Annotated in this window: 21 protein-coding genes and 2 riboswitches; of the genes, 16 read left to right on the plus strand and 5 right to left on the minus strand. The window is 37.8% G+C overall.

Features of this window, described 5'->3' with window-relative positions:
• Nucleotides 1-2 precede the first annotated feature (2 nt).
• Entirely contained in the window at nucleotides 3-1,202 is a 1,200-nt protein-coding gene (gene cytX, locus FNLLGLLA_RS01575; protein WP_174892187.1) for a putative hydroxymethylpyrimidine transporter CytX, read from the minus strand.
• A gap of 52 nt (nucleotides 1,203-1,254) precedes the next feature.
• Nucleotides 1,255-1,360, minus strand: a riboswitch (TPP riboswitch).
• 81 nt (nucleotides 1,361-1,441) lie between these two features.
• A riboswitch (TPP riboswitch) is annotated at nucleotides 1,442-1,536 on the plus strand.
• Between the two features lie 63 nt (nucleotides 1,537-1,599).
• On the opposite strand from cytX, the gene thiW reads away from it, so the two are divergent.
• From thiW to thiM, 3 genes are read left to right on the plus strand one after another with little or no spacing between them, the layout of a single operon-like run.
• Entirely contained in the window at nucleotides 1,600-2,079 is a 480-nt protein-coding gene (gene thiW, locus FNLLGLLA_RS01580) for an energy coupling factor transporter S component ThiW (RefSeq protein ID WP_101928937.1), read from the plus strand.
• Nucleotides 2,079-2,912, plus strand: a complete 834-nt coding sequence (gene thiD, locus FNLLGLLA_RS01585; protein ID WP_174892188.1) for a bifunctional hydroxymethylpyrimidine kinase/phosphomethylpyrimidine kinase — start codon at nucleotides 2,079-2,081, stop codon at nucleotides 2,910-2,912. The genes thiW and thiD overlap by 1 nt, the downstream gene beginning before the upstream one ends.
• A gap of 13 nt (nucleotides 2,913-2,925) precedes the next feature.
• The gene (gene thiM / locus FNLLGLLA_RS01590; RefSeq protein WP_174892189.1) at nucleotides 2,926-4,443 is read left to right on the plus strand and encodes a hydroxyethylthiazole kinase; all 1,518 of its coding nucleotides are present in this window, start codon (nucleotides 2,926-2,928) and stop codon (nucleotides 4,441-4,443) included.
• Between the two features lie 267 nt (nucleotides 4,444-4,710).
• On the opposite strand, the gene rbr is transcribed toward thiM, so the two are convergent.
• Nucleotides 4,711-5,256 (minus strand): rubrerythrin, encoded by a 546-nt coding sequence (gene rbr / locus FNLLGLLA_RS01595; protein ID WP_021147736.1) that lies wholly within the window; start codon nucleotides 5,254-5,256, stop codon nucleotides 4,711-4,713.
• Nucleotides 5,257-6,007: 751 nt separating this feature from the next.
• On the opposite strand from rbr, the gene FNLLGLLA_RS01600 reads away from it, so the two are divergent.
• From FNLLGLLA_RS01600 to FNLLGLLA_RS01630, 7 genes are all read left to right on the plus strand, one after another.
• Nucleotides 6,008-6,211, plus strand: coding sequence for a DUF951 domain-containing protein (locus FNLLGLLA_RS01600; RefSeq protein WP_004693828.1), 204 nt, complete (start codon nucleotides 6,008-6,010; stop codon nucleotides 6,209-6,211).
• Between the two features lie 9 nt (nucleotides 6,212-6,220).
• On the plus strand, nucleotides 6,221-7,252 hold the full coding sequence (gene selD / locus FNLLGLLA_RS01605; protein ID WP_021147737.1) for a selenide, water dikinase SelD: 1,032 nt from the start codon (nucleotides 6,221-6,223) through the stop codon (nucleotides 7,250-7,252).
• A 102-nt stretch (nucleotides 7,253-7,354) separates the two neighbouring features.
• Complete coding sequence (gene yedF, locus FNLLGLLA_RS01610; RefSeq protein WP_012863891.1) at nucleotides 7,355-7,954, plus strand: sulfurtransferase-like selenium metabolism protein YedF; 600 nt, start codon at nucleotides 7,355-7,357, stop codon at nucleotides 7,952-7,954.
• 115 nt (nucleotides 7,955-8,069) lie between these two features.
• Nucleotides 8,070-8,327, plus strand: coding sequence for a DUF3343 domain-containing protein (locus FNLLGLLA_RS01615; protein ID WP_012863892.1), 258 nt, complete (start codon nucleotides 8,070-8,072; stop codon nucleotides 8,325-8,327).
• Between the two features lie 117 nt (nucleotides 8,328-8,444).
• The gene (locus tag FNLLGLLA_RS01620) at nucleotides 8,445-9,152 is read left to right on the plus strand and encodes an NAD(P)H-dependent oxidoreductase (RefSeq protein WP_021147739.1); all 708 of its coding nucleotides are present in this window, start codon (nucleotides 8,445-8,447) and stop codon (nucleotides 9,150-9,152) included.
• 157 nt (nucleotides 9,153-9,309) lie between these two features.
• Entirely contained in the window at nucleotides 9,310-9,549 is a 240-nt protein-coding gene (locus FNLLGLLA_RS01625; protein WP_012863894.1) for a GlsB/YeaQ/YmgE family stress response membrane protein, read from the plus strand.
• A 78-nt stretch (nucleotides 9,550-9,627) separates the two neighbouring features.
• A complete protein-coding gene (locus tag FNLLGLLA_RS01630; RefSeq protein WP_021147740.1) occupies nucleotides 9,628-9,864 on the plus strand; it encodes a CsbD family protein in 237 nt (78 codons plus the stop codon).
• 77 nt (nucleotides 9,865-9,941) lie between these two features.
• Here FNLLGLLA_RS01630 and ychF read toward each other — a convergent pair whose 3' ends face one another.
• Nucleotides 9,942-11,048, minus strand: coding sequence for a redox-regulated ATPase YchF (ychF, locus tag FNLLGLLA_RS01635; protein WP_101928938.1), 1,107 nt, complete (start codon nucleotides 11,046-11,048; stop codon nucleotides 9,942-9,944).
• Between the two features lie 354 nt (nucleotides 11,049-11,402).
• Between ychF and FNLLGLLA_RS01640 the strand changes: the two genes are divergently transcribed.
• Complete coding sequence (locus FNLLGLLA_RS01640) at nucleotides 11,403-12,575, plus strand: SAM-dependent methyltransferase (RefSeq protein ID WP_021147743.1); 1,173 nt, start codon at nucleotides 11,403-11,405, stop codon at nucleotides 12,573-12,575.
• Nucleotides 12,576-12,687: 112 nt separating this feature from the next.
• On the opposite strand, the gene FNLLGLLA_RS01645 is transcribed toward FNLLGLLA_RS01640, so the two are convergent.
• Nucleotides 12,688-13,659 carry a diaminopimelate dehydrogenase gene (locus FNLLGLLA_RS01645; RefSeq protein ID WP_021147744.1) on the minus strand — a complete coding sequence of 324 codons (972 nt, stop codon included), beginning with the start codon at nucleotides 13,657-13,659 and terminating at the stop codon, nucleotides 12,688-12,690.
• 291 nt (nucleotides 13,660-13,950) lie between these two features.
• On the opposite strand from FNLLGLLA_RS01645, the gene FNLLGLLA_RS01650 reads away from it, so the two are divergent.
• Nucleotides 13,951-16,173, plus strand: coding sequence for an autotransporter outer membrane beta-barrel domain-containing protein (locus FNLLGLLA_RS01650; protein WP_174892190.1), 2,223 nt, complete (start codon nucleotides 13,951-13,953; stop codon nucleotides 16,171-16,173).
• Nucleotides 16,174-16,515: 342 nt separating this feature from the next.
• Nucleotides 16,516-18,813 carry an N-6 DNA methylase gene (locus FNLLGLLA_RS01655; protein WP_174892191.1) on the plus strand — a complete coding sequence of 766 codons (2,298 nt, stop codon included), beginning with the start codon at nucleotides 16,516-16,518 and terminating at the stop codon, nucleotides 18,811-18,813.
• A gap of 106 nt (nucleotides 18,814-18,919) precedes the next feature.
• Here FNLLGLLA_RS01655 and FNLLGLLA_RS01660 read toward each other — a convergent pair whose 3' ends face one another.
• The gene (locus FNLLGLLA_RS01660) at nucleotides 18,920-20,149 is read right to left on the minus strand and encodes an LL-diaminopimelate aminotransferase (protein ID WP_008602874.1); all 1,230 of its coding nucleotides are present in this window, start codon (nucleotides 20,147-20,149) and stop codon (nucleotides 18,920-18,922) included.
• 488 nt (nucleotides 20,150-20,637) lie between these two features.
• Here FNLLGLLA_RS01660 and FNLLGLLA_RS01665 point away from each other — a divergent pair, with 488 nt between their 5' ends.
• The 3 genes from FNLLGLLA_RS01665 to FNLLGLLA_RS01675 all read left to right on the plus strand — a co-directional run bounded on the left by FNLLGLLA_RS01665 (nucleotide 20,638) and on the right by FNLLGLLA_RS01675 (nucleotide 22,666).
• Complete coding sequence (locus tag FNLLGLLA_RS01665; protein ID WP_174892192.1) at nucleotides 20,638-21,822, plus strand: multidrug effflux MFS transporter; 1,185 nt, start codon at nucleotides 20,638-20,640, stop codon at nucleotides 21,820-21,822.
• A 141-nt stretch (nucleotides 21,823-21,963) separates the two neighbouring features.
• A complete protein-coding gene (gene rpsF / locus FNLLGLLA_RS01670) occupies nucleotides 21,964-22,248 on the plus strand; it encodes a 30S ribosomal protein S6 (RefSeq protein ID WP_004693799.1) in 285 nt (94 codons plus the stop codon).
• A 19-nt stretch (nucleotides 22,249-22,267) separates the two neighbouring features.
• Nucleotides 22,268-22,666 (plus strand): single-stranded DNA-binding protein, encoded by a 399-nt coding sequence (locus FNLLGLLA_RS01675; protein WP_004693797.1) that lies wholly within the window; start codon nucleotides 22,268-22,270, stop codon nucleotides 22,664-22,666.
• Nucleotides 22,667-22,669: the final 3 nt, after the last annotated feature.

Consider the following 22,669-nt stretch of genomic DNA (forward strand, 5'->3'; position numbering starts at 1 on the left):
TATTATGGTTGTTTAACTTCTGTAGAGACCTTTACTGTTTTACTTACGAAACCAATGATAGTAGTTATGATAAAGGCCATTGTAAAGGCTGGTAATGTAGCACCTACGGTGCTTTCAGTGTGTAACATATAGTGATATAAACCGACCGATACAGCCCAAATTGTGCCGCGTACTAAAAAAGCCGATAGTGTTTGTACTTGTTGGCGATTGATAAAGTAGTCCGCCAATAAGATGGCAATCATCGGCGCAAATACAGAGCCGATGAGGTATAGGAAGTCTGTAATATCGTCCATCGGATACAAGATAGCTGCAATAGTGCCAACGATGGTAACAATAACTGCAATGCCCTTACTAGATGCACTATTATAGATTGTGGTGCTAGAAACACCTGCAGAGTAAGCGTCCATAAAGGTTGTAGTGACAGTAGAGAAGATAATTACGAGGAGCCCTGCTAGGCCAAGGCCTGCATTCATCATAATGGTAATAATAGAGTCTCCACCACCAAAGATGGCCGCACTAAGACCTAAGGTATACATGACGATACTCGTTACCGTGTAGATTGTAGCACTTGTAAGTGATGCGGTGAAAGGATGTTTACTTTCACGAGTATAGTCACTGATGAGGGGCAGCCAAGATAATGGCATAGCAATCGATAACTCAAGAGCCGCGATGAAACTCATGTTTCCGCCAGTTAGAAGGCTACATTCACTAGGCCACTGTGATATCATGTGCGTGCCCATGTAGAGGGTGAGGCCTAGCAATAGAATAGATACGATGGCTTGCACATAACCCGTATTATGGAGGCCGATGAAGAGCCACAAAATGACGAGGGCCCCGATGGCAATGGTCCAAATCATAGGTGATAGAGGTGCCAGTGCTTGTAAGGCTAACATGGCATCGTAAATCATGATGCTGGTCCAACCGATGAGCTGGAGCATATTTAAAAAGGCAAAGCCCTTTGCTCCTAATGGTCCAAAGCTAAAAGCGGTAGTATTCATACTACCTTGCCGGAGCCGACCACCGATGAGACCAGCCCCAAAGAGTAGTATGCCGCCGATAATATGACCTAAGATGATGGCATAGAGACCTTGTGTAAGTCCTAAGGGAGCCAGATAGGTACCGGTCATAATTTCCGCAATCGATAGAGCGGCACCGAACCATATCATGGCAAATTGTGGTTGCGTGATGTGTGTGTCTTTCATACGTCCTCCTTGCCAGGAAGTCATAGAAAAAGCCGAGTTCATAGGAACTCGGCTATTAATCCTCTATGTTCCCTACGTTGGCATTATCCAAATCAGGTTATGGGTTAAAGCGTTAGCTTACTCTCAGCCCACTCTTGTGAGCACCCCGTTATGGATTCATTATACGAGGTGCTACGGGAACCGTCAATTATTTTGTTGCATAGATTGTATAATAATGTTATAACTAGATTATAAAAATATATTGCCACTAGGGGTGCTTTTGCTGAGATTGACCATTCAAAACCCTAGACCTGATCCAGATAATACTGGCGTAGGAAAGTGGAATGAAACATGATACCAAACTATTACGAGACCATTCCATTTGAGGTGGTCTCATTTTTATTTACTTGGAGGTATTATGAAAAAAATGATTATTGCTAGCATATGTGTGGCCTTAGGTGTCGTCTTATCGACTACGTCGATTCCTATTGGCCCTGCTCGTATTTTTCCATTTCAACATATGATAAATGTAATCTTAGCCGTTATAGTTGGGGCGAGATTCTCTGTAGGCGCAGCCTTTAGTACTTCTTGCTTACGTAATGTACTAGCACTAGGCTCTCCATTAGCCTTTCCAGGTAGTATGATTGGCGCTTGGTTATCTGCGTATTTATATAAAAAATACAACGCCATCTGGGCAGCGGCTTTAGGCGAAATCATTGGCACTGGACTTATTGGTGCTCTTGTAAGCTATCCAATTGCTCATTTCCTACTAGGCAAACCATTGGCATTGTTGACCTTGATTACATCCTTTTCCATGAGCTCTATCGGAGGTGCTTGCATTGGCTTCGTAGTATTACAAATCTTATCTCGACGTAATCTGTTACACAAGGAGGCATAATGAAACTACATACTGCATTAACAATTGCCGGTACTGACCCTAGTGGTGGCGCTGGCATTATGGCTGATTTAAAATCCTTCCAAAGTCGAAATGTATACGGCATGGCCGTTGTTACTTCTGTGGTGGCTCAAAATACAACGGGTGTACATCACGTAGAACACCTATCGCTAGAAAGCATAGAAAAACAGTTACACGATGTATATTCAGATATTACACCACAAGCCGTTAAGACGGGCATGATTGCTTTACCAGAGATGATGGATCTCATTTATCCTTATGTGAGTAAGAACATCCCTTATGTGATGGATCCAGTTATGATTGCCACCAACGGTGATCGACTTGTATCGGATGAGGCTGTCGATTTCTTAAAATCTAAACTCATTCCGGTCGCCACAGTCATTACACCTAATCGTAGCGAGGCAGAGGTGTTAGCGGACATGTCTATCTCTTGTAAAAGTGACATCACAACAGCTGCTAACCGTATTTTACGTGAATTAGGACCTCAAGTGGTCATCATTAAAGGTGGGCATATTGGAGATGATGCAACGGATTATGCTTTCACCAAAGATGGAGATATGCATACGTGGACAAGTCCTAAATATGATACTGTTCATACTCACGGTACGGGTTGTACCTTCTCGGCGGTTATTACGGCAGAGCTTGCGAAAGGGCGTGATGTAATGGATGCCATAGGTATTGCAAAGAACTATATTGCATTGGCTATTAAGCATAATCCAGCGCTTGGAAATGGCTGCGGACCTGTTAATCACATGGCTTATGGTTTATTGACAAATGGCCCTCAAACGATGGATGAACTCTTGAAAAATGAGTAGAGGAGATAGTTATATGACCTACAACAATCCAAATATAAATGGTTCAAATTGGTCCGAACTGAATATATTAGAGACTCTACGCAAAAGAAATCCGCTTATTATTTGTATTACAAATGATGTAGTGCGAACCTTTACGGCTAACGGTTTACTAGCTATCGGAGCATCGCCCGTGATGAGTGAGTGTAGCGAAGATTTGAAAGACCTCATCGCCCATGCATCGGCGCTACTCATCAATATTGGCACTCTTACCCCAGACAAGGTTAGTTACTATAAAGATGCCATAGCACTGGCGAAGAAACATGAGGTTCCTATTGTTTTAGATCCAGTGGGCTGTCACGCCGGGGCGTATCGATTATCTGTAGTTTTAGACTTGATTAAAACTGATGCTATTTCGTTGCTACGGGGCAACCAAAGTGAAATCAAAGCCATCTATGATGTTCTTAATACAAATCATAAGGTTAATAATTCTCTCTCTGGTAAGGGCGTAGATGGGGAACAAGTTGAGGATAGCGCAATTATAACGTATCGTCTTGCACGCCAAATTAACTGTCCTGTTGTCGCAACGGGCGAAGAGGATTATGTATCCGACGGAACCCGTGTATTTGCGGTTCCTCATGGGCATCCAATCATGACAGCCGTAACTGGAACTGGTTGTTTATTAGGTGCTGTGTTAGCTGCATTCTTTAGTTCCTATTGTCCATTCATGTATAACATGTCTATAGGTGAGTTTCTTGCGTATGCACTGGCTTACTATGGTCTAGCTGGTGAAAGTGCGGTTAATGTGAGCGGTGTAAAACCTGGTAGTTTTAGTATGACATTTATGGATGCCTTATATGAATTCGATGATGCGATGCTTTTATCCGAAAACCGAATACGGCCTGTAGTTGTGCCCGATCAATTAAAGGTATATTTTATTAGTGGTACACAAGATGTAGGTTTTAATGAAAGCCATTTACTGGACATTGTTGAAGCTGCTTGTCGAGGTGGTGCGACCTGCTTTCAATTTAGAGAGAAGGGCATAGGAACATTAGAAGGACAACAAAAATTAGAATTAGCTCAGCAGTTAAAAGAAATCTGTGCCATGTATAATGTGCTTTATATTATTAACGATGATGTAGACTTAGCAGTGGCTGTTAACGCTGATGGTGTTCACGTAGGACAAGAAGATATGCGTTTAGAAGACGTTCGTAATCTTGTAGGGAATAAGGTTGTTGGTATATCCATTCATTCTGTGGAGGAACTTCATAAGACCAATGTAGTTTATGCGGATTGTGTTGGTGTAGGCCCTATGTATACTACAAGTAGTAAACCTGATGCTCAATTGCCGTGCGGACCTGAGCGCATTGCTGAGTTACGAGCAGAAGGTTTAACATTACCTTGTGTTGGTATAGGTGGGATTACGTTAGATAATGCAACGCCTGTTTTGCAAGCTGGTGCCAGTGGAGTAGCCGTAATATCTGCTATTGCTCATGCAGATAATCCATATGAAGCAACACAACAATTTAAATGCTTGGTAGATAATATTAAGTGATATGTCTTTTATAATTCTAGGATAGTAAATAATAAGCACTATACAAAGGAAATAAAAAACATATTATAGTGAATAGAATAAAATATAGTAGACAAAATAAAAATCTAGCAAAAGAATGCAAAAAAAGACGATGACAAACAAATGTCATCGTCTTTTTGTTAAGGAAGTTGTCAGTACTTACTGTAAGTTTAGATTGTACTTACAGGTATAGTTTCATTAAAATCTGTACTTACAGGTTATTAATCTAGTTGGTGTCGCACTTACAGATTAGAAGGATTCAACCAAACGTTGGAAGAAAGCTTGTGGGTGAGCACATACTGGGCAAACTTTAGGAGCTTCTTCACCAATGTGTACATAGCCACAGTTAGCACAGATCCAAGCTACTGGTTGGTCGTTAGTGAATACTTTGTTACCGGATACTCGAGCTGCTAATGCAAGGTAACGAGCTTCATGACGAGCTTCGATTTTACCAACTTCGCGCATTTGGAAAGCGATTTTAGCAAAGCCTTCTTTTTCGGCTTCGTCAGCGAATTCTTTGTACATTGTAGTATGTTCGTAGTTTTCACCAGCTGCTGCATCGCGAAGGTTAGCTTCGATATCAGCGGAAATATCGCCACCATGAAGAGCTTTGAACCACAATTTAGCATGTGCAGATTCGTTGTGAGCTGTTTCTTCGAAATAGTCAGCGATTTCGTTCATGCCAGCTTTACGAGCTGCACTAGCGTAGAATGTATATTTTTGGAATGCTTGAGATTCGCCAGCAAATGCTGCTTGAAGATTTTTTTCAGTATTAGAACCTTTTAATTCTGCCATTTTAATACTCCTTTGTACTTACGATAATTTTCAAAATTGTTACTTAACATATATATTCATAACCACTTGGTTGTGAATGCAATGGAATAGAATACTTATTCTATAATTTCGAGGGCGACTTCGCCTTAGTTAAGAAAACTTATTCTTAGATCAAATAGACACTTGCCTAACTCTTAAAATAGTACTTACTTATTTGTGTGTTTCGGCACTTGCCGTCCTAACAGTTTTATATACAATGTGTTATCCGTATACTTAACGAATAATCATTGTTGACTATATTGTAACATACTAAATGAGAAATGCAAGTCTTTTTATAAAATTTATTTCGAAAATTTTCTAAATGATAAATATTATCAATGCAGTAAAGATGCGGATTTATAAAGAATGAATAGTATGGGGTTTATAAAAAATCCCTGTTTTGATATTGAGAATGATAACTAAATGAAAAATCATTATTGTTTAGTTGTTAATGTTAATTTCGTTGTATGCACTAATATTTTCCCATAAAATATAATGATTAAGTGCAAAGTTTCTGTGACCTTTTGGTGGTTATAAAATAATAATTCTCTTGATTTATGGTTTAATTATAAGAACAGTAGATATATTAAAATTGTACATTATATATTTATGGTGAAAATTTTATGGTTATATATAATAGAAGATTGAACTATAGAATTAGGGTATATTTATAGAAGTAACTATTTTATGTATAATAAATATATAAATACTGACAGAAGTTAAAGGAGGCGCTATGGCATTTGTTAGATATTACGTAGGAGATGTAGTGAAGATGAAAAAATCGCATCCTTGTGGCAGTGACGAGTGGGAAGTTAAGCGAATCGGCACAGACTTTCTCATCGTATGTAATGGCTGCGGTCATCAACTCTTGATGCCGCGCCCTAAATTTGAAAAGGCTGTTAAGAAAATCGTCTCTAGATTGCCGGAAAATGAGTAAGGAGGAGTTATGGTGCGACTTACTGATTATGTTACAAGTGGAGGCTGCGCGTGTAAGATTGGGCCTCATATATTGAACCGTGTGCTAAAAGCTGTAACACCCGTTACTAACAAGCATGTTCTCGCTGATATGACTGGTGCCGATGATGCTGGAGTATATCAAATCTCTGATACCTTTGCACTGGTGCAAACTTTAGATTTCTTTACCCCTGTGGTTAATGATCCTGATTTATTTGGTAAAATTGCAGCTGCCAATGCATTAAGCGATGTATATGCTATGGGTGGCACCCCTTTAACAGCGATGAATATCGTAGGCTTTCCGGTTCCTCTTGTCGAGCAAGGTGTTTTGACGGATGTGTTAAATGGGGCTGGTTCGATTGTAGCCGAGGCTGGTGCAGCCATCGTAGGTGGACACAGCATTGAAAATAAGGAACCTATCTTTGGGATGTCTGTGACAGGACAAGTAAATCCAAAACAGATTTGGAAAAATAAAGGTGCTCAAGTAGGGGACGTGTTGGTGCTAACAAAACGCATTGGCACAGGTATTATGAATAATGCTCTGAAAGCAGGTTTATTTCCTGTAGGTACGGAACAGGCCGTTACTAGTATGAGTACTTTAAACCGTGTAGCGGCTGAGGTGGCACATAACTTTACAGTTCATGCTTGTACAGATGTAACAGGCTTTAGCCTTATGGGGCACTCCGTAGAAATGGCAAGTGCTTCTGATGTGACGATTCATATCAAAGCTTACGATATCCCTCTTTTTGATGATGTTATCGAGGCGGCTCAAATGGGCTTAATTCCGGCTGCATCTTATGGTAATCGCAAGGCTATAACTGAAGTACAAGTTGATGAGGACTTGGATCCTGTATGGACGGATATTGTATTTGATCCTCAAACCTCTGGCGGGTTACTATTTTCTGTTCCTGCTAGCGAAAGTGAGACACTTGTCGAGGCCTTTTATAAGGCGGGGATTGACTGTGCTGCTATTGTGGGCACTGTTGAAAGCTTTAGCGGTCTTGCCGTACGAGTAACAAAATAAACTCATAAAAGATAAGTACTGTATGGTATTGATTTAGCTATTTAAATAAAATATTATTAGCTGATACTTTCACAAATTATATAATGTATGTAGAGGTGTATGATGAGCAATACAAAGGAATTAACTGTAGATGTGCGCGGTAGCTTATGTCCAAAACCTGTTATCGAGACCAAGAAGGTAAGTGATGCGAATCCAAGTGCTATTATTACAACTATTGTAGATAATGAAGTGAGTCGCGATAATGTGGCGAAGTTTGGGAAGTCTCGTGGTTATGGTGTAGAAGTTCGCCAAGATGGAAAGGATTTCTATCTTACACTGACCCCTGATGCAAATCCAGTTACTGAAGCCCGTTGTGAGCCTATGAACTATGGAAATCGGGTTATTTTGATGACGAAGGATTATCTTGGTGAAGGTAGTGAAGAACTTGGCCGAAATTTGATGAAAACCTTCTGGGTATGCTTGCTTGAAGCCGATGTAAAACCTTCTAAGATTTATTTCATCAATAGTAGTGTTAAGATGGTAGTTAATGATTCGGTTCATTTGGAAAATATAAAGAAACTAGCTAAGCTTGGTGTAGAAATTGCAGCATGCGGCATTTGCCTTGATTATTTCGGTGTGAAAGATGAGCTGGGCGTAGGTAGTATTACTAATATGTATGCTATTACAGACTCTATTGTAGGGGATAATATTATTAAGCTATAATTTCTAGTAGTATAGTATCTTTTTTTATCAATTTCGATGGATTTTTTTATATCTCCAAGCTTTATGTTTAATGTATGAGCAATTTGATCTTGCTAGTTATCAGAGGGGTGAGGTAATGGAACGAAAAAAATTACTTGTAGTTTTTACCTCTTATTATTTTGGAGATAAGGCGGATAAGGTATTAACAGAATTAGAGGTGCCTCATCAGTTGATGGCTACCCCCCCAGAGCTTTACGATATGTGCGGTTTATCTATTGCAATAGACTCAAGTATAGTGGATCAAGTAAAGACCATTTTAAAAGAACATAAAATTAGTACATCTGGCTTATTTTGGTATGAAAAGGGCGAGCTAGCTGTACCGTATAAAGTCTAGACGTTGTCTAGGCTTTTTTACTTTAGTGTTCATCTTCATATAACTTGAACGATGAGTGTGGTACTATAGAAACATGATATATTTTATCAATTGCAGATATTAATTATGGAGGTATATATGAGTAAATATGAAATAGAAAATGTAAAATTAACAGCCCCTAAATTTGATCGTAAGGATTTAGAATATGCTATGACATATCGCTACGCATGTAAGAAATTTGATAGCGCTAAAAAGATTTCTGATGAAGATTGGCAAGGTATTTTAACGGCGGCGCGCTTGTCTCCAACCTCCTTAGGTTTTGAGGCTTACCAATTATTAGTCATTCAAAATCCTGAAATCCGTGAAAAGATGAAATCTTATGGTTGGGGTATTCAAGCTGGTCTTGAAGCGAGTCATTTCGTGGTGTTCTTAACACGTAAAAAAGTGGATTTGGAATTTGATTCTCCTTATGTACGCTATATTCAAGAAGAGGTGAAACAATTACCTGCTGAAGTCGATGCTATTTATAAAGAAAAATATGCTCAGTTCACAACTGAAGACTATAAAACATTTGAGTCTGATCGTGCTGCCTTTGATTGGTCTTCTAAGCAAGCGTACATTGTAATGGCTAACATGATGACCATGGCTGCTTATGAAGGTCTTGATTCTTGTGCATTGGAAGGCTTTAATCAAGATAAGATGACAGTGCTCTTAGGTGATGAATTAGGTCTTTTTGATACAAAGCATTTTGGCATTGCTGTGATGGCTGCCTTTGGTTATCGTGATGAAGAACCACATCGAAATAAAACACGTCGTACAATGAATGAAATTGTTACAGTAGTTTAATCAATTGTGACTTTTATAACTACATCAAATTTCTTCATCTAATCTTTAGAAATGAATGGTATATTATAAATATACATATTATTTATTATATTTATAAAGCCCATATAATTTGGTAGGATATTATAAATATATTGATTAAATAGGAAGGAGTGATCGTATGTTATGGTCAATTATTGTTGGTGGTTTTATCGGTTTTCTTGCAGGAGCAATCACTAACAAAGGTGGAGCAATGGGCATTATTGCCAATGTTGTTGCTGGTTTAGTTGGTTCGTCTGTAGGTCAAGCAATATTTGGCACATGGGGTCCTAGTTTAGCTGGCATGGCATTAATTCCTTCTGTTCTTGGCGCTGTAATTGTTGTTGCTGTTGTTTCTTTTTTCTTCGGGAAAAAGGGATAGTAATCTATTTTTAAAAGTATAGCTAACATATATAGCTAACATAACTAAAAATGATTTCATATGAAAGGATTCATAATTATGGCATTAGAAGATAAATTAAATCAAGCTAAAGGTGCATTAAAAGAAAATGCCGGTAAATTAACTGGTGACAAAGAATTGGAAGCAGAAGGTGCTGTAGAAAATACAGCTGCAAAAGTTAAAGACGCTGCACATGATGTTGCTGAAGATTTCAAAAAAGCAGCTGAAGATGTTAAAGATGCTGTAGATGGTGCGATTAGTGGCGTCAAAAATGTTCTTCATAAAGACGATAAATAATATTATATAAAGGTTATAATTAGTAATAAAAAACCAGTAAATCCTGAGATTTACTGGTTTTTGTTATATAAGTTTGTTTATACATTGAAGCGGAAATGGGTTACATCGCCGTCTTTCATAACGTAGTCTTTGCCTTCAAGGCGTACAAGGCCTTTTTCTTTAGCCGCGTTTTGGCTACCGCAAGCTTGTAGATCATCAAAGGAGACAATTTCAGCGCGGATAAAGCCTTTTTCAATATCCGAGTGAATTTTACCAGCAGCTTGAGGTGCTTTGGTGCCATTTACGATTGTCCAAGCACGAGCTTCCATTTCACCAGCTGTGAAGTAATTGATAAGACCTAAAAGTGCATAACTTGCTTTGATAAGTTTAGTTAAGCCAGACTCTTCAAGGCCAAGATCTTCAAGGAATGCAGCGGATTCTTCTTCGGATAACTCTGCAATTTCGGACTCGATACGTGCGGACACAACAACGATACCAGCGCCTTCGTTTTTCGCATATTCCTCTACGCGTTTTACATATTCGTTGGCAGAATAATCAGATACTTCATCTTCGGAAATATTGGCTACATAAAGAGATGGTTTAGCTGTAAGCAATGTCAACTCTTTGATCATTTCTAATTCGTCTTCATCAAGACCTTGTGCACGAACGGGTTTTGCTTCACCTAAACCTTCGATGATGCGTTCTAATAATGGCAGTTCAGCACGAGCATCTTTATCGCCAGATTTTGCGATTTTTTCGATGCGTTGTTTTCGTTTTTCTACGGATTCAAGGTCAGCAAGGCAGAGCTCAGTATTAATGATTTCGATGTCGCGAATTGGGTCAATAGAACCTGCTACGTGAGTGATGTTAGGGTCATCGAAACAACGAATAACTTGTGCTATCGCATCTACTTGGCGAATATGGCTAAGAAATTTATTTCCCAAGCCTTCACCTTTAGAGGCACCTTCAACGAGACCTGCAATATCTACGAAACGCATAGCTGCAGGGAGGATGCGTTTGGAACCAAACATTTCAGCTAATACAGCTAAACGATTGTCTGGAACATCAACGACACCTACGTTTGGCTCGATTGTACAGAATGGATAGTTGGCAGCTTCAGCGCCTGCTTTTGTAATAGCGTTGAATAATGTACTTTTACCAACATTTGGAAGGCCTACGATGCCTACTTCTAAATTTGTGCTCATGGTACCACCTTTTATTAACAAATTGATTTCGTTCTTTGTGAAAGTTTATAGTAATAGTTTGTTATAAACCTTATCAAATAAATATTATACCATACTAATAGGATGGAGTTAGTCTATAAATATAAAATAGATTATTTCAAAGTGCTATAATATAAATAGAGTTAAATATATTACTTAAATAATGTGATAAGTTCATATTAAAATATAGGATTAATATAGATTTTTATTCGCCGTAACTATATTGATATAATTTATAGGTATATAAATTAATAAGGGTATGGAATGTATCCAATCATGTTAATGTATATATTTTTAAACCTATATAGTGAAAGCTAATAGGAAAGGAAGTTCAGTATGTTTTCCAAGCTATTTGATAGTTTCTTAGTCCATTATTTAGAACGCTTTAATGATCATTGTTTTACCGTAAAAATTGGAGATAATGAATATACAATCGGTGACGGAGAATCCGAGTTTACCGTCATCGTTAATCGTGGTATTCCCAAGAAGGACTTGTTAATATCCGCAGAACTCGCCCTCGGTGAAGCGTATATGCGTAAAGATATCGAAATTGAAGGGGATTTGTTTAAAGCCCTTTGTGTAGTCCTTGGTCATGTAGGTAAGGACTCTATCAATCGTAAGGTACTTAGCTCGCTCTTTAATGCGGGTCTTAAAAAGAAAGATCAAAAACAACAAGTATCTTCCCATTATGATTTAGGTAATGAATTCTATAAATTGTGGCTCGATGAAACCATGAGCTATTCCTGTGCGTATTTTAAGCATGAGAATGATAGTCTCAAAGATGCGCAATATCAAAAGGTACATCATATTCTTGATAAATTATATTTAAAAGAAGGGATGACTTTACTTGATATCGGTTGCGGATGGGGATTCCTTCTCATTGAAGCGGCTCGTAAATATGGGGTTAAGGGCTATGGGTGTACTCTTTCCGAAGAACAATGGAAAAAAGGACAGGAACGCATTAAAGAATATGGCCTTGAAGGACAAGTTGAGATTGAACTTATAGATTATCGAGACGTAGCGGCTTCTGGTCGCACCTTTGACCGCATTGTCAGCATCGGTATGCTTGAACATGTAGGGCGACCTAACTTTCCTCTGTATATGGAGGACGCATCGGAAATGCTTAAAGACGGCGGGTTGTTCCTGCTCCACTACATCAGTGACCCATCTGAAAAGGAAACAAGTGCCTGGATTCGTAAATATATCTTCCCGGGCGGATGTTTGCCGTCCCTTCGCGAAATGGTCAGCCTCGCTTATGACTATGATATGAATGTCATCGATGTTGAAAGTTTACGGTATCACTATTATAAGACTTTAATGCATTGGTATAACAATTTCCAAGGCGTCCGTGAGCAAGTAGAGGCGAAACGGGGGAGTGAATTCGTACGCATGTGGGATCTGTATCTTTGTGGATGTGCGGCAGGTTTCTACATTGGTAATATGGACTTGCATCAAATTTTGATGACAAAAGGTGTTACGAACGAATTGCCGTTAACACGATGGTATTAATTAAACGTAAAATAAGGTTAATAGGATAAAAAAGAGACCATCTGATATGGTCTCTCTTTTAATGTGTATGAAAAAGGCCCTCATCTATTAAGTCGATGCGGGCCTCGCTCTATTATAGAGAATGTGCTCTTAATTCTTCAGCAGATTGTGTGGAAATCCAAGCTGGTGGAATGTCGAATACTGTATAGCAACCTGTGCCGCCGTGTTTAGCAAGGCGGTAAAGACCACGTGCATAAGCAACAAGTGCAGAACCCGTGAATTCAGGGTTAGAGTCAAGTTTCAAGGAGTACTCGATAACGTGACGAGTGCCTTCTGTACTTTCACCAGAGCGAAGAACGAAGCCACCATGTGGAATGCCTTTGTGGTCGCGATCAAGTTCTTCTTGGGAAATGAAGTTGACTACAGTTTCGTAACCTACGAAGTAGTTTTTCATAGTTTTAATTTCATTTTCAATTTTAGCTTTGTCTGCATCAGGAGCAGCTACTACGTAGCACTCACGAAGGTGACCTTTGTAGCCATCAACGTCTGGAGTTTCACCATTGCGGATCGCTTCAAGGTATTGTTCTTTAGGAACAGTGTATTGACGGGCATCAAGAACACCATCGATACGACGAATAGCATCGGAGTGACCTTGGGAAACGCCACGGCCCCAGAATGTATAAGATTTACCTTGAGGCAAGATGCTTTCAGCATATACACGTTGTAAAGAGAACATGCCTGGGTCCCAACCGCAAGAAATTAATGTAGCAGTTTTAGCTTCTTTAGCTACTTTGTCTACATTAGCAAAATGCTCAGGAATACGTGCATGTGTATCGAAGGAATCGATACAGTTGAAGTATTTAGTTACCATTGGAGTTTGTTCGATAAGATCTGTTGCAGAACCACCACAAAGAACCATTACATCGATTTTGCCTTTAAAGTTAGGAATATCTTCCATCGTGTAAGTAGGTACACCAGATACAGTTTCAATACCTTGACGGCGAGAGAATACGCCGATGAGCTCCATATCAGGTTGTAACTGAACAGATGCTTCTACGCCACGAGCTAAGTTGCCGTAACCAACGATACCAATACGAATATTCATATTAGCCTCCTATATAAGTTGAAATTTAATAATTAACATATTTATTATAGCATAAAATTAATAGCTTTTAATATTTTTCTATAGAATTTATTAGATGGTATAGAGAATAATTCATATTTAATTTAAACAAGTAATTTGTGCACAACTATATCGATACATAGCGTGTTGTTATAGGGGACAAATAAAAAATCATATGAGTAGAAATTGACACATATACCCTGAATCTAGATACAATTAAATTGGTTATGTTAGTTAGTTATGTTCATAGTTGAAGTGTTAAGGAGGTATAACATGAGAAGAAATGTAAAAGCTGCTGTTATTGCTGCATTAATCGTAACAGGTGCTAATGCTTTTACCATGGTATCAGCCACAACTGTGGAAAGTCATACAGACGGAAAATCCATTGGCCTTAATTTGTGGGGGGAAAAGAGACATTATACAGATGACTTAACTGTTAATGTATCAGGTTTAGGTGTAAATGGAACAAAATATCATAATAATGTTACAGGTATTTACGCCCTTGATGGGACACAAGTGGCTATCGATAAAAATGTAACTGTAACAGTTAAAAATCCAGCCCCTGCAGAAAGTGGTGCGAAACGTAGACCTGATTTGGCACATTATTACATGAGCGGTATCTATGCTGGTTATGGCGGACTTACTAGTGATGGAAATAACGATGATACTCGAATTACCGTAAAGGGTAATGCTAAAGTCGATGCTGTTGGCGTTGGTTTGCAAGCCAATAAAGATGGATATATTCGCATACTAGGTGGGGCTGATATAAAAACATATCCTTTAGATACCTCTGATACTTACTCTGCATTATCTGAAGAAGGTTTTGTTTATGTAAATACGGGGATGGATGGCTTACATCCGGGAACGAATGATGTGAAGATGTATGGTAATATAGGATTCTTAGATAAAAACTATGGTATTGAAAAGAACCCACATAACCATGGATCTGAAATTTCTTTAGGTTTAACAACACCAAATTCTAAATTGGTAGGTGGTGTGTTAAATGAATTTGATGAAAGCAACAATAATCCGTACCATGGTGGTCTACGATTGTACTTACAAAATGGTGCGACTTGGCGCAATGAATGGCTAGGAGCTGAACGCGTATATCCTACACAAGGTCGTCCTAATAATGCAAACTATTTATATACAGGTAGTCGTGTAGAGCATTTCATTGGTGGTAAAGATATAAATAGTCAAGGTATTATCCAAGCCGTAGATCCACGACCAATTACTATTAACAACTATGCTGGTCATGCAGCTATCGACTATGAAAAGGGAGCTCCTGCGACTGCACAAGGTAAGGGCAAAGTCGTTATCAACCATGCTGATAAAGGTTCTTCTGTGACTATGCGCAGTTCGGCAGATGCACTTAAAGGGTCTGTAAATGTAGATAACCCAAGAGGTACTTTGCAGCAGTTGGCTAATAAATTAACATATACTGGATTTACTAAGGGTGAGCGTAATTTAGATGTAAATGTTCAAGTAGATTCAGGCCTTATTAGCCCTGCATATGCTACTAAACTTGGTACAGATAGCTTTACTGTTGATGGGAAACCTAGTATTACTGACCAAGCGGTTGTGACAGCGCGTGAAAGCGAAGTTGTATCTGGTGCTAAGAGTGCGGTAGCCTCCTCTGTGATGCAAATGAGAGCCGATACGAATGATTTACAACGTCGCCTCGGTGATGTGCGACTCAACTCCAATAAGCATGGTGTATGGGGAAAATACATCGGTGGTAAATCTAAAATTACAGACAGCGCCTATGTAAATCAAACCTATAACATGGCGCAAGTAGGCTATGACACATTGCGTGGCGATTGGACTATTGGTGGTGCCTTGTTATATGGTACAAGCAATAGCGATTACGCTTTAGGTTCAGGGTCTGGTAAAACCGCAGGTTTAGCATTATACGGTGCAAAACAATATAATGATGGTCGTTATTTAGATGTGATTGGTAAAGTAAGTCGTTTGAAAAATGATTTCACTGTACGCAATAGCTTGGGTACAAGCTTGAGCGGAGATTACCGTAATACAGGTACCTCTTTGAGCGTTGAATATGGTAAACGAATCAAGAAAGATAATGGTTTCTATATCGATCCTAACGCAGAATTGACGCTTAGTCGATTGTCTAGTGTAAACTTTGATGCTCGTACAAATACAGGTAGCAAAGTGCACATTAACTCTGATGCGGTAAACTCTGTTATTGGTCGTATTGGTGTAGGTATTGGCAAGGAAAGTAAGAATAGCAACCTTTTCCTCAAAGCAGCGTTAGCGCATGAATTCTCTGGTAAAATGAAAGCTACTTATAGCATGACCGGTGAGCCAACTACAGGCAGTGAAGTGAATCTTAAAGATACATGGCTAGATGTTGAGTTAGGTGGTTCATGGAGCGTACGTCCTAATACATATATTTATGGGACTTTCACTAAAAACTTTGGTGCTATCGTAGACAATTCCTATCGCATTGACGCAGGGATTCGTCATAACTTTTAATTAAGGGTAAAAATAGCAGAGGCAAATAATATGTGGATGTTATTTGTTAGTACTATAGTGTTAAGGAATACTAGAATTAAATATTCATATATGTAAGGGTATATAAAAAGACCGACTACATTCCTATTGAAGGACTGTAATCGGTCTTTTATAGTCAATAAATTTCGATGTTTTAAGTTGATAAATGGTATCTATTTAGAATCTATCCTATAAGATTAGAAAGTAAGTTGATGAATTTCAATAGTAAAGGTTACACTTACTATTTAATAATTTTAAATAGTAAGATACAATATAATAAATAATTAACTTAAATTGCAATATGAAATTTTGAATGGGGAAAGTATGCTGGAACGAGAAATTGAAAATTTGTTAGAACAAATTTTAAGAAACTGTGGTTGGATTGTTGATGTTGGTGTAAAAAATAGACAAGTATATCGTCAGCAACCTAGGTCTACTGATGAAATAAATAAATTAAAAGTTAATGGGATTCAAACATTTCCTGATTTTATTCTATATGAAGATGAAAATATTGCAGTACCAATAGCAGTTATTGAGGCAAAAAGAGTCGAATATAAAAACTTAGAAAAAGCAAAAGAACAGGGGCTTAATTATGCTAAAGCTCTTGGTGCTAGATTTCTATTTTTGTATAATGCGAATCGCTTTATTGCATATTATGTTCCTACTGAGGAAGTTCTTTTGATTGATAATGAAGAGGTTAATGGTATGTTACCATTGGCACAACTTCGTTTATTTAATGGGCGTAAGTTAGAGCTTAATAGTAAGGTTGATATAAAATCAAAAACAGATTTAATTAATGTTTTTAAGGTTGCAAATGATAAACTTAGAGAAGCTGGTATAAATGCTGGTATAGCAAGATTTACAGAGTTTTCTAATTTACTATTTCTTAAATTATTAAGTGAATTAAATGAAGAGCGACATTATAATATTGCAAAACCTTTTTTATGGGATTCATATAGAAATCTAGATGGGGAAATGCTGTTAGAATATATTAATGGGACTGTTATACCTGGACTGAATAATTTGTTTGATAGTTCTGAGACTCAACCATTATTTTCTGCTTTAAAAATTAGAAATACGATTAAATTAAAAGAAATAGTTCAAAAACTTGATACTTTAAATTTAAAGCAAATTGATACTGATATAAAAGGAGATGCTTTTGAATATTTTATTCAAAAATATAATCAAACTAATAATGACTTAGGGGAATACTTTACTCCTCGGCATATTGTAAGATTTTTGAATGATATTATCAAGCCTACTTTTGGAGATAAAATATATGATCCATTTTGTGGTACGGGTGGGATGTTAATTATCGCATTTGAAAGAATATATCAAACGTTAGAGGAATCTGGTTTACTAGATGATACTAATTTATTAGCTCTTCGTGAAAAAACAATTTGGGGAGGAGAAGTTTCAGAGACTGCTAAAATAGCTAAGATGAATATGATTTTATCTGGTGATGGACATAGTAATATAATTCAACACGATAGTTTTTCCAATCCAGTTGAAGGTAAATATAATGTGGTTATCTCTAATATCCCCTTTAATATGGATGTATCTGAGGAACAAGCTCAATTATATTTCCCTATAATAAAAAAAGGTAATGCTGTTTCGATTTTACATATACTTAAGGCATTGAAACGAGAAAGTGTAAAATCTCGTGCTGCAATAATTGTACCAGATGCTGTATTAAATGATAGTTCTATGTCTACTTTAAGAGAATTAATTGTTAAAAATGGGCAGTTGAGAGGCATTGTATCTTTGCCGTCTAAAGTTTTTATGCCTTATACTGAAGCTAAAACAAGTATACTTATTTTTGGGAGTGAGTGTGCTGCAAAAACAGAAGATGTATTTATTTTTAAGGTTAAAAATGATGGATATACATTAACTACACGCAGAAGACCATTACCTGGAATTAATGATTTAGATGAATTTATAGCTTTGCATGAAGAAATGTTAAAAAAAGATTACTCTATTCGTTTAGACCATGATAATTTATTTTATATTCCACGAGATAAGATTCTTAGAAATTCCAACAAGAGTTTATTATTATCACAATATTTTGATGCTCTTAAAGAGGGGTATATTAGATTAGAATCTATTTTAGAACCGATTAAAGAGAAGAATGTTGAGCAATATCCAACGGCTAGTATTACTAAATCAGAGTTTTGGGGAATGCCGTTAGGAAAAGATTTATGGGGCATAAATTTTATATCGGTAACCTCAGAAGATAATTCAAACTATAATGTAGTAAGAAAACACAATATTAGTTTTAATCCAGCTCGAGCTAATATAGGTTCTTTTGGGATTTGTCTATCCGATAATCCTGTAGCAGTTACATCTGCTTATCCTGTATTTAAAGTAAAAGAAGACCTTAGAGGAAAGTATATTCCAGAATATATATATTTACAGTTAAGGCATAATCCTGAGGTTTTAGAGGATATAGCAGAGCGGGCATATGGTACAATTAGACAAAGTTTATCTCAGAAAGAGTTTATCAAAATTCAGATTGAAGATAAGTCTTATGAAGAACAAAAGAAAGTAGTAAATTATATTAAGGATAAATTTTTTAAAATGAAAAAGTTGGAAGATGAACTTATTAATTTTAGAATAGAGTAATATAGAAACATAATAAAAGGATGTGTCTGATTTGAACTGCCCCCCAAAAATTGAGTTCAATTTTTGGGGGGGCAGTTCAATTTTATAAGGACACATCCTTTTATTATTAGAATTGTAATGTTTTGATTCTTTCAACGGCACGAATTGTATTTTCACGGCTACCGAATGCTGTCAAACGAAGGTAACCTTCACCATGAGGGCCAAAGCCAGAGCCTGGTGTAGATACGATTTGAACTTGTTCGAGCAAGATGTCGAATAATTCCCAGCTAGTCATGTTGCCAGGTGTTTTTAGCCAAATATATGGAGCGTCCACACCGCCATATACAGTAAGGCCGATAGATTCAAGACCCTCTTTGATGATGCGGGCATTTTCTTTATAGTACGCAATGTTTGCACGTGTTTGTTCACGACCTTCTTTTGTGTATACTGCTTCAGCACCGCGTTGGATGATGTAAGGAACACCATTGAATTTAGTGCATTGACGACGGTTCCACATAGGATTTAGCGGTTGGCGTTCACCAGATTTAGTTTTGCCAGTTACTTCTTTAGGTACTACGGCGTAAGCACAACGTGTACCAGTGAAACCTGCAGTTTTGGAGAAGGACCGGAACTCGATAGCTACTTCTCGAGCACCTTCGATTTCGTAGATAGATTTTACAGTATCTTCTGTGCTGATGAAAGCTTCGTAAGCGGAGTCAAACATCAAAATCGCATCATTATCTTTACACCATTTGATCCATTCTGCTAAACGAGCACGGCTCAAAACAGTACCGGTTGGATTGTTAGGTGAGCAAAGATATACGATGTCTACACGTTCAGAAGGGAATTCTGGAGAGAAGTTATTTTCTGCGTAAGTAGGGAGGTATACAACCTTTTGGAAGATGCCATCTACAGCTTCGCCAGTACGACCACCCATAACGTTGGAGTCTAAGTATACTGGGTACACAGGATCTGTGATAGCAATGATGTTATCTTCGCTGAATAACTCTTGGATATTACCAACGTCAGATTTTGCACCATCGGAAACGAATACTTCGTCAATAGCTATATCTACGCCTAATGGTTTGTAATCGCCATCAACAATAGCTTGACGTAAGAAATCATATCCTTGTTCAGGACCATAACCTCGGAATGTTTCTGCTTTTCCCATTTCTTGAACAGCTTTACTCATAGCATCGATAATTGCTGGAGCAAGAGGTAATGTAACATCGCCGATACCAAGACGAATAATATCTGCATCTGGATGAGCAGTTTGGTACTCATTTACCTTTTTAGCAATATTAGCAAATAAATAAGAACCTTGAAGGTTTAAGTAGTTTTCATTGATATTAGCCATGATGACTCCTTTTTATAATCAGATTTCTCTATATATAGTAAATTATATAGAATAATGACGCAAGGATTTTCTATAGAATTTCTGATTTATGTAAATATTGTTTAAGTTTATGACTATAAAAGGTCGCATTATGAGGAATTTATTAGTCATACTATTTGTTTTATAATTTCTTTTAGAAATTCTGTTTATGGTGTATAATAAGTAAAAAGAGAGCCATCGACGTGTGGTAGCGTTAGGCTCATCTTATAAATACTTTTTAAGGGTTGCCTAGCGTGCGAGTATTTTGAATACTCTGTTGCGTTAGGCTTTTGTCTTTATACTATTTGAATAGTGCAAAGAGTGATATTACTATAGACCAATTTTTGCGTAGTATTTTACTACGCTTTTTTATTGAAAAAATCAAAACTTTATATAGCATTAATTTTATTTCTGATATAATTTAAATACATACATATGATAGTGCGGTTTTATATGAAAGTGGTGTCTTTATGCTGACGATTAGCAATAAGGGATGGCTTTTTACGTCTATATTAAGTGCTTTGATGGCGTTTACATCGTTGTCGACGGATATTTATTTGCCTGCCATGCCTGAGATGGGGCGTGACCTCAATGGTGATGCGGAGCTTACGTTGACGGGGTTCTTAATTGGGTTTGCGCTAGCTCAGCTTTTTTGGGGCGCCGTTAGCGATAAAATTGGTCGTAAGAAGCCACTGATTATAGGGATAGTTTTATTTATTATTGGTTCTGTAGGCTGTGCCTTGAGTTCCTCTATGATGGAGTTATTGGCTTGGCGTGTGTTTCAGGCCTTTGGTGCCTGTGTAGGACCGATGCTATCGCGGGCTATGATTCGGGATTTATATGGTCGGACTGAGGCGGCTAAAATGTTGTCTACATTGGCCATCGTTATGGCTATAGCGCCTATAGCAGGCCCAATGTTAGCAGGACATTTACTTGTATGGTATACATGGCATTCTATATTCTGGTTGCTTGTTGGTATAGGGCTTTTAATGCTCGTTGCCGTATTGGTGATTCCTGAGACACATCCCTTAGAAAAACGTAGTAAAAAGTCTATAGGTCATACCTATAATAATTATTGGATTTTATTGCGCAATAAAGGGTTTATGAAATATACCCTATGTGTTAGCTCATTTTATATTGCCATTTATGCGTTTTTAACGGGATCGCCTTATGTATATATAGATGTGTATGAAGTGCCCAAAGAATATTTTGGTTATCTCTTTTCTGTCAATATTATTGGTGTTATGTTGTTAAGTGCTATTAATCGTCGTATTGTAAGTGCTATACGCCTTGATAGACTATTGAAATATGCCACACTATTTGCTGCTGTTTGTGTATCCATTGTTATGGGCTTGATGTTCTTAGGTTACCATTCATTGTGGTTAATCGTTATTGGCTGTTTTTTATTCTTCTCCATGAACGGTATCATTGCCGCTGTAACTAATGCATTAGCTTTAGATAGAGCAGGTAGAATGGCTGGATCTGGGGCGGCACTATTAGGTGCCATGCAATATGGTAGTGGTATTGTGTCATCGTTGATACTTACCTTCTTACCAAATGATACGGCCTATCCTATGATGGGGGTAATAGCCATATTTGTAAGTATCTGTGCTATGATTGCCTTTCCTGAGGATGAAAAATATAATCGTATATAATATTGGTGAAAGCAAGGGCTTAAATTGAGTCCTTGCTTTCATTATTTTTTTAGGTTATAATAGTAAGGCTTATTGATGGTAAGCACTTCCTACCCCTATGTGTCGATAGGGGCATTAGTCCGAAAGAGGAGGTGATTTTGTATGAACAAATACGAAGTCATGTTTATTGTGAAACCAGCTGAAGAGGAAGCAACTAACGCTGTTATTGAAAAAGTAGAAGCTTTAATTGCTCGTGTAGGCGGCACAGTAGAAAAGGTAGATCGTTGGGGCAAGCGCCGTCTTGCTTACGCGGTGAAGAAATTCACTGACGGTTTCTATGTATTGATTAACTTTGAGGCAGCTCCTGCTGAAATCAAAGAAATCGATCGTGTATTGAAAATCAACGATGAAGTCCTAAGACATCTAATTGTTAAACACGAAGCATAATTAAAGCCTGGAGGAAAACATGAACTCTGTACAAATTCTAGGTAATTTAGCTCGTGATCCTGAAGTACGCTATACCAAAACTGGTCGTGCGGTAGCAACTTTCACAGTAGCTGCCACAAATACCTATATTGATTCCACAACAAATGAGACGAAAGAACAAACTGCTTTCATCAACTGCGTTGCTTGGGGTAAACTTGGTGAAGCGGCAGGCAATCTTCGTAAAGGCAGTCGTTGCTTTGTAGAAGGTCGTTTGCAAACTCGTTCTTACGAGACTCAGGACGGTCAAAAACGGTACGTTACTGAAGTGGTAGCGAACTTTGTGGGCCAATCCCTTGATATGAATACTAATTCTTTCGAAGGTGGGTCCAATTTTGATAGTTTCAGTACAGGCGGCGATGACGAAAACATCCCGTTCTAGTGT

This window comes from Veillonella parvula (assembly GCF_902810435.1).
GTDB lineage: Bacteria > Bacillota > Negativicutes > Veillonellales > Veillonellaceae > Veillonella.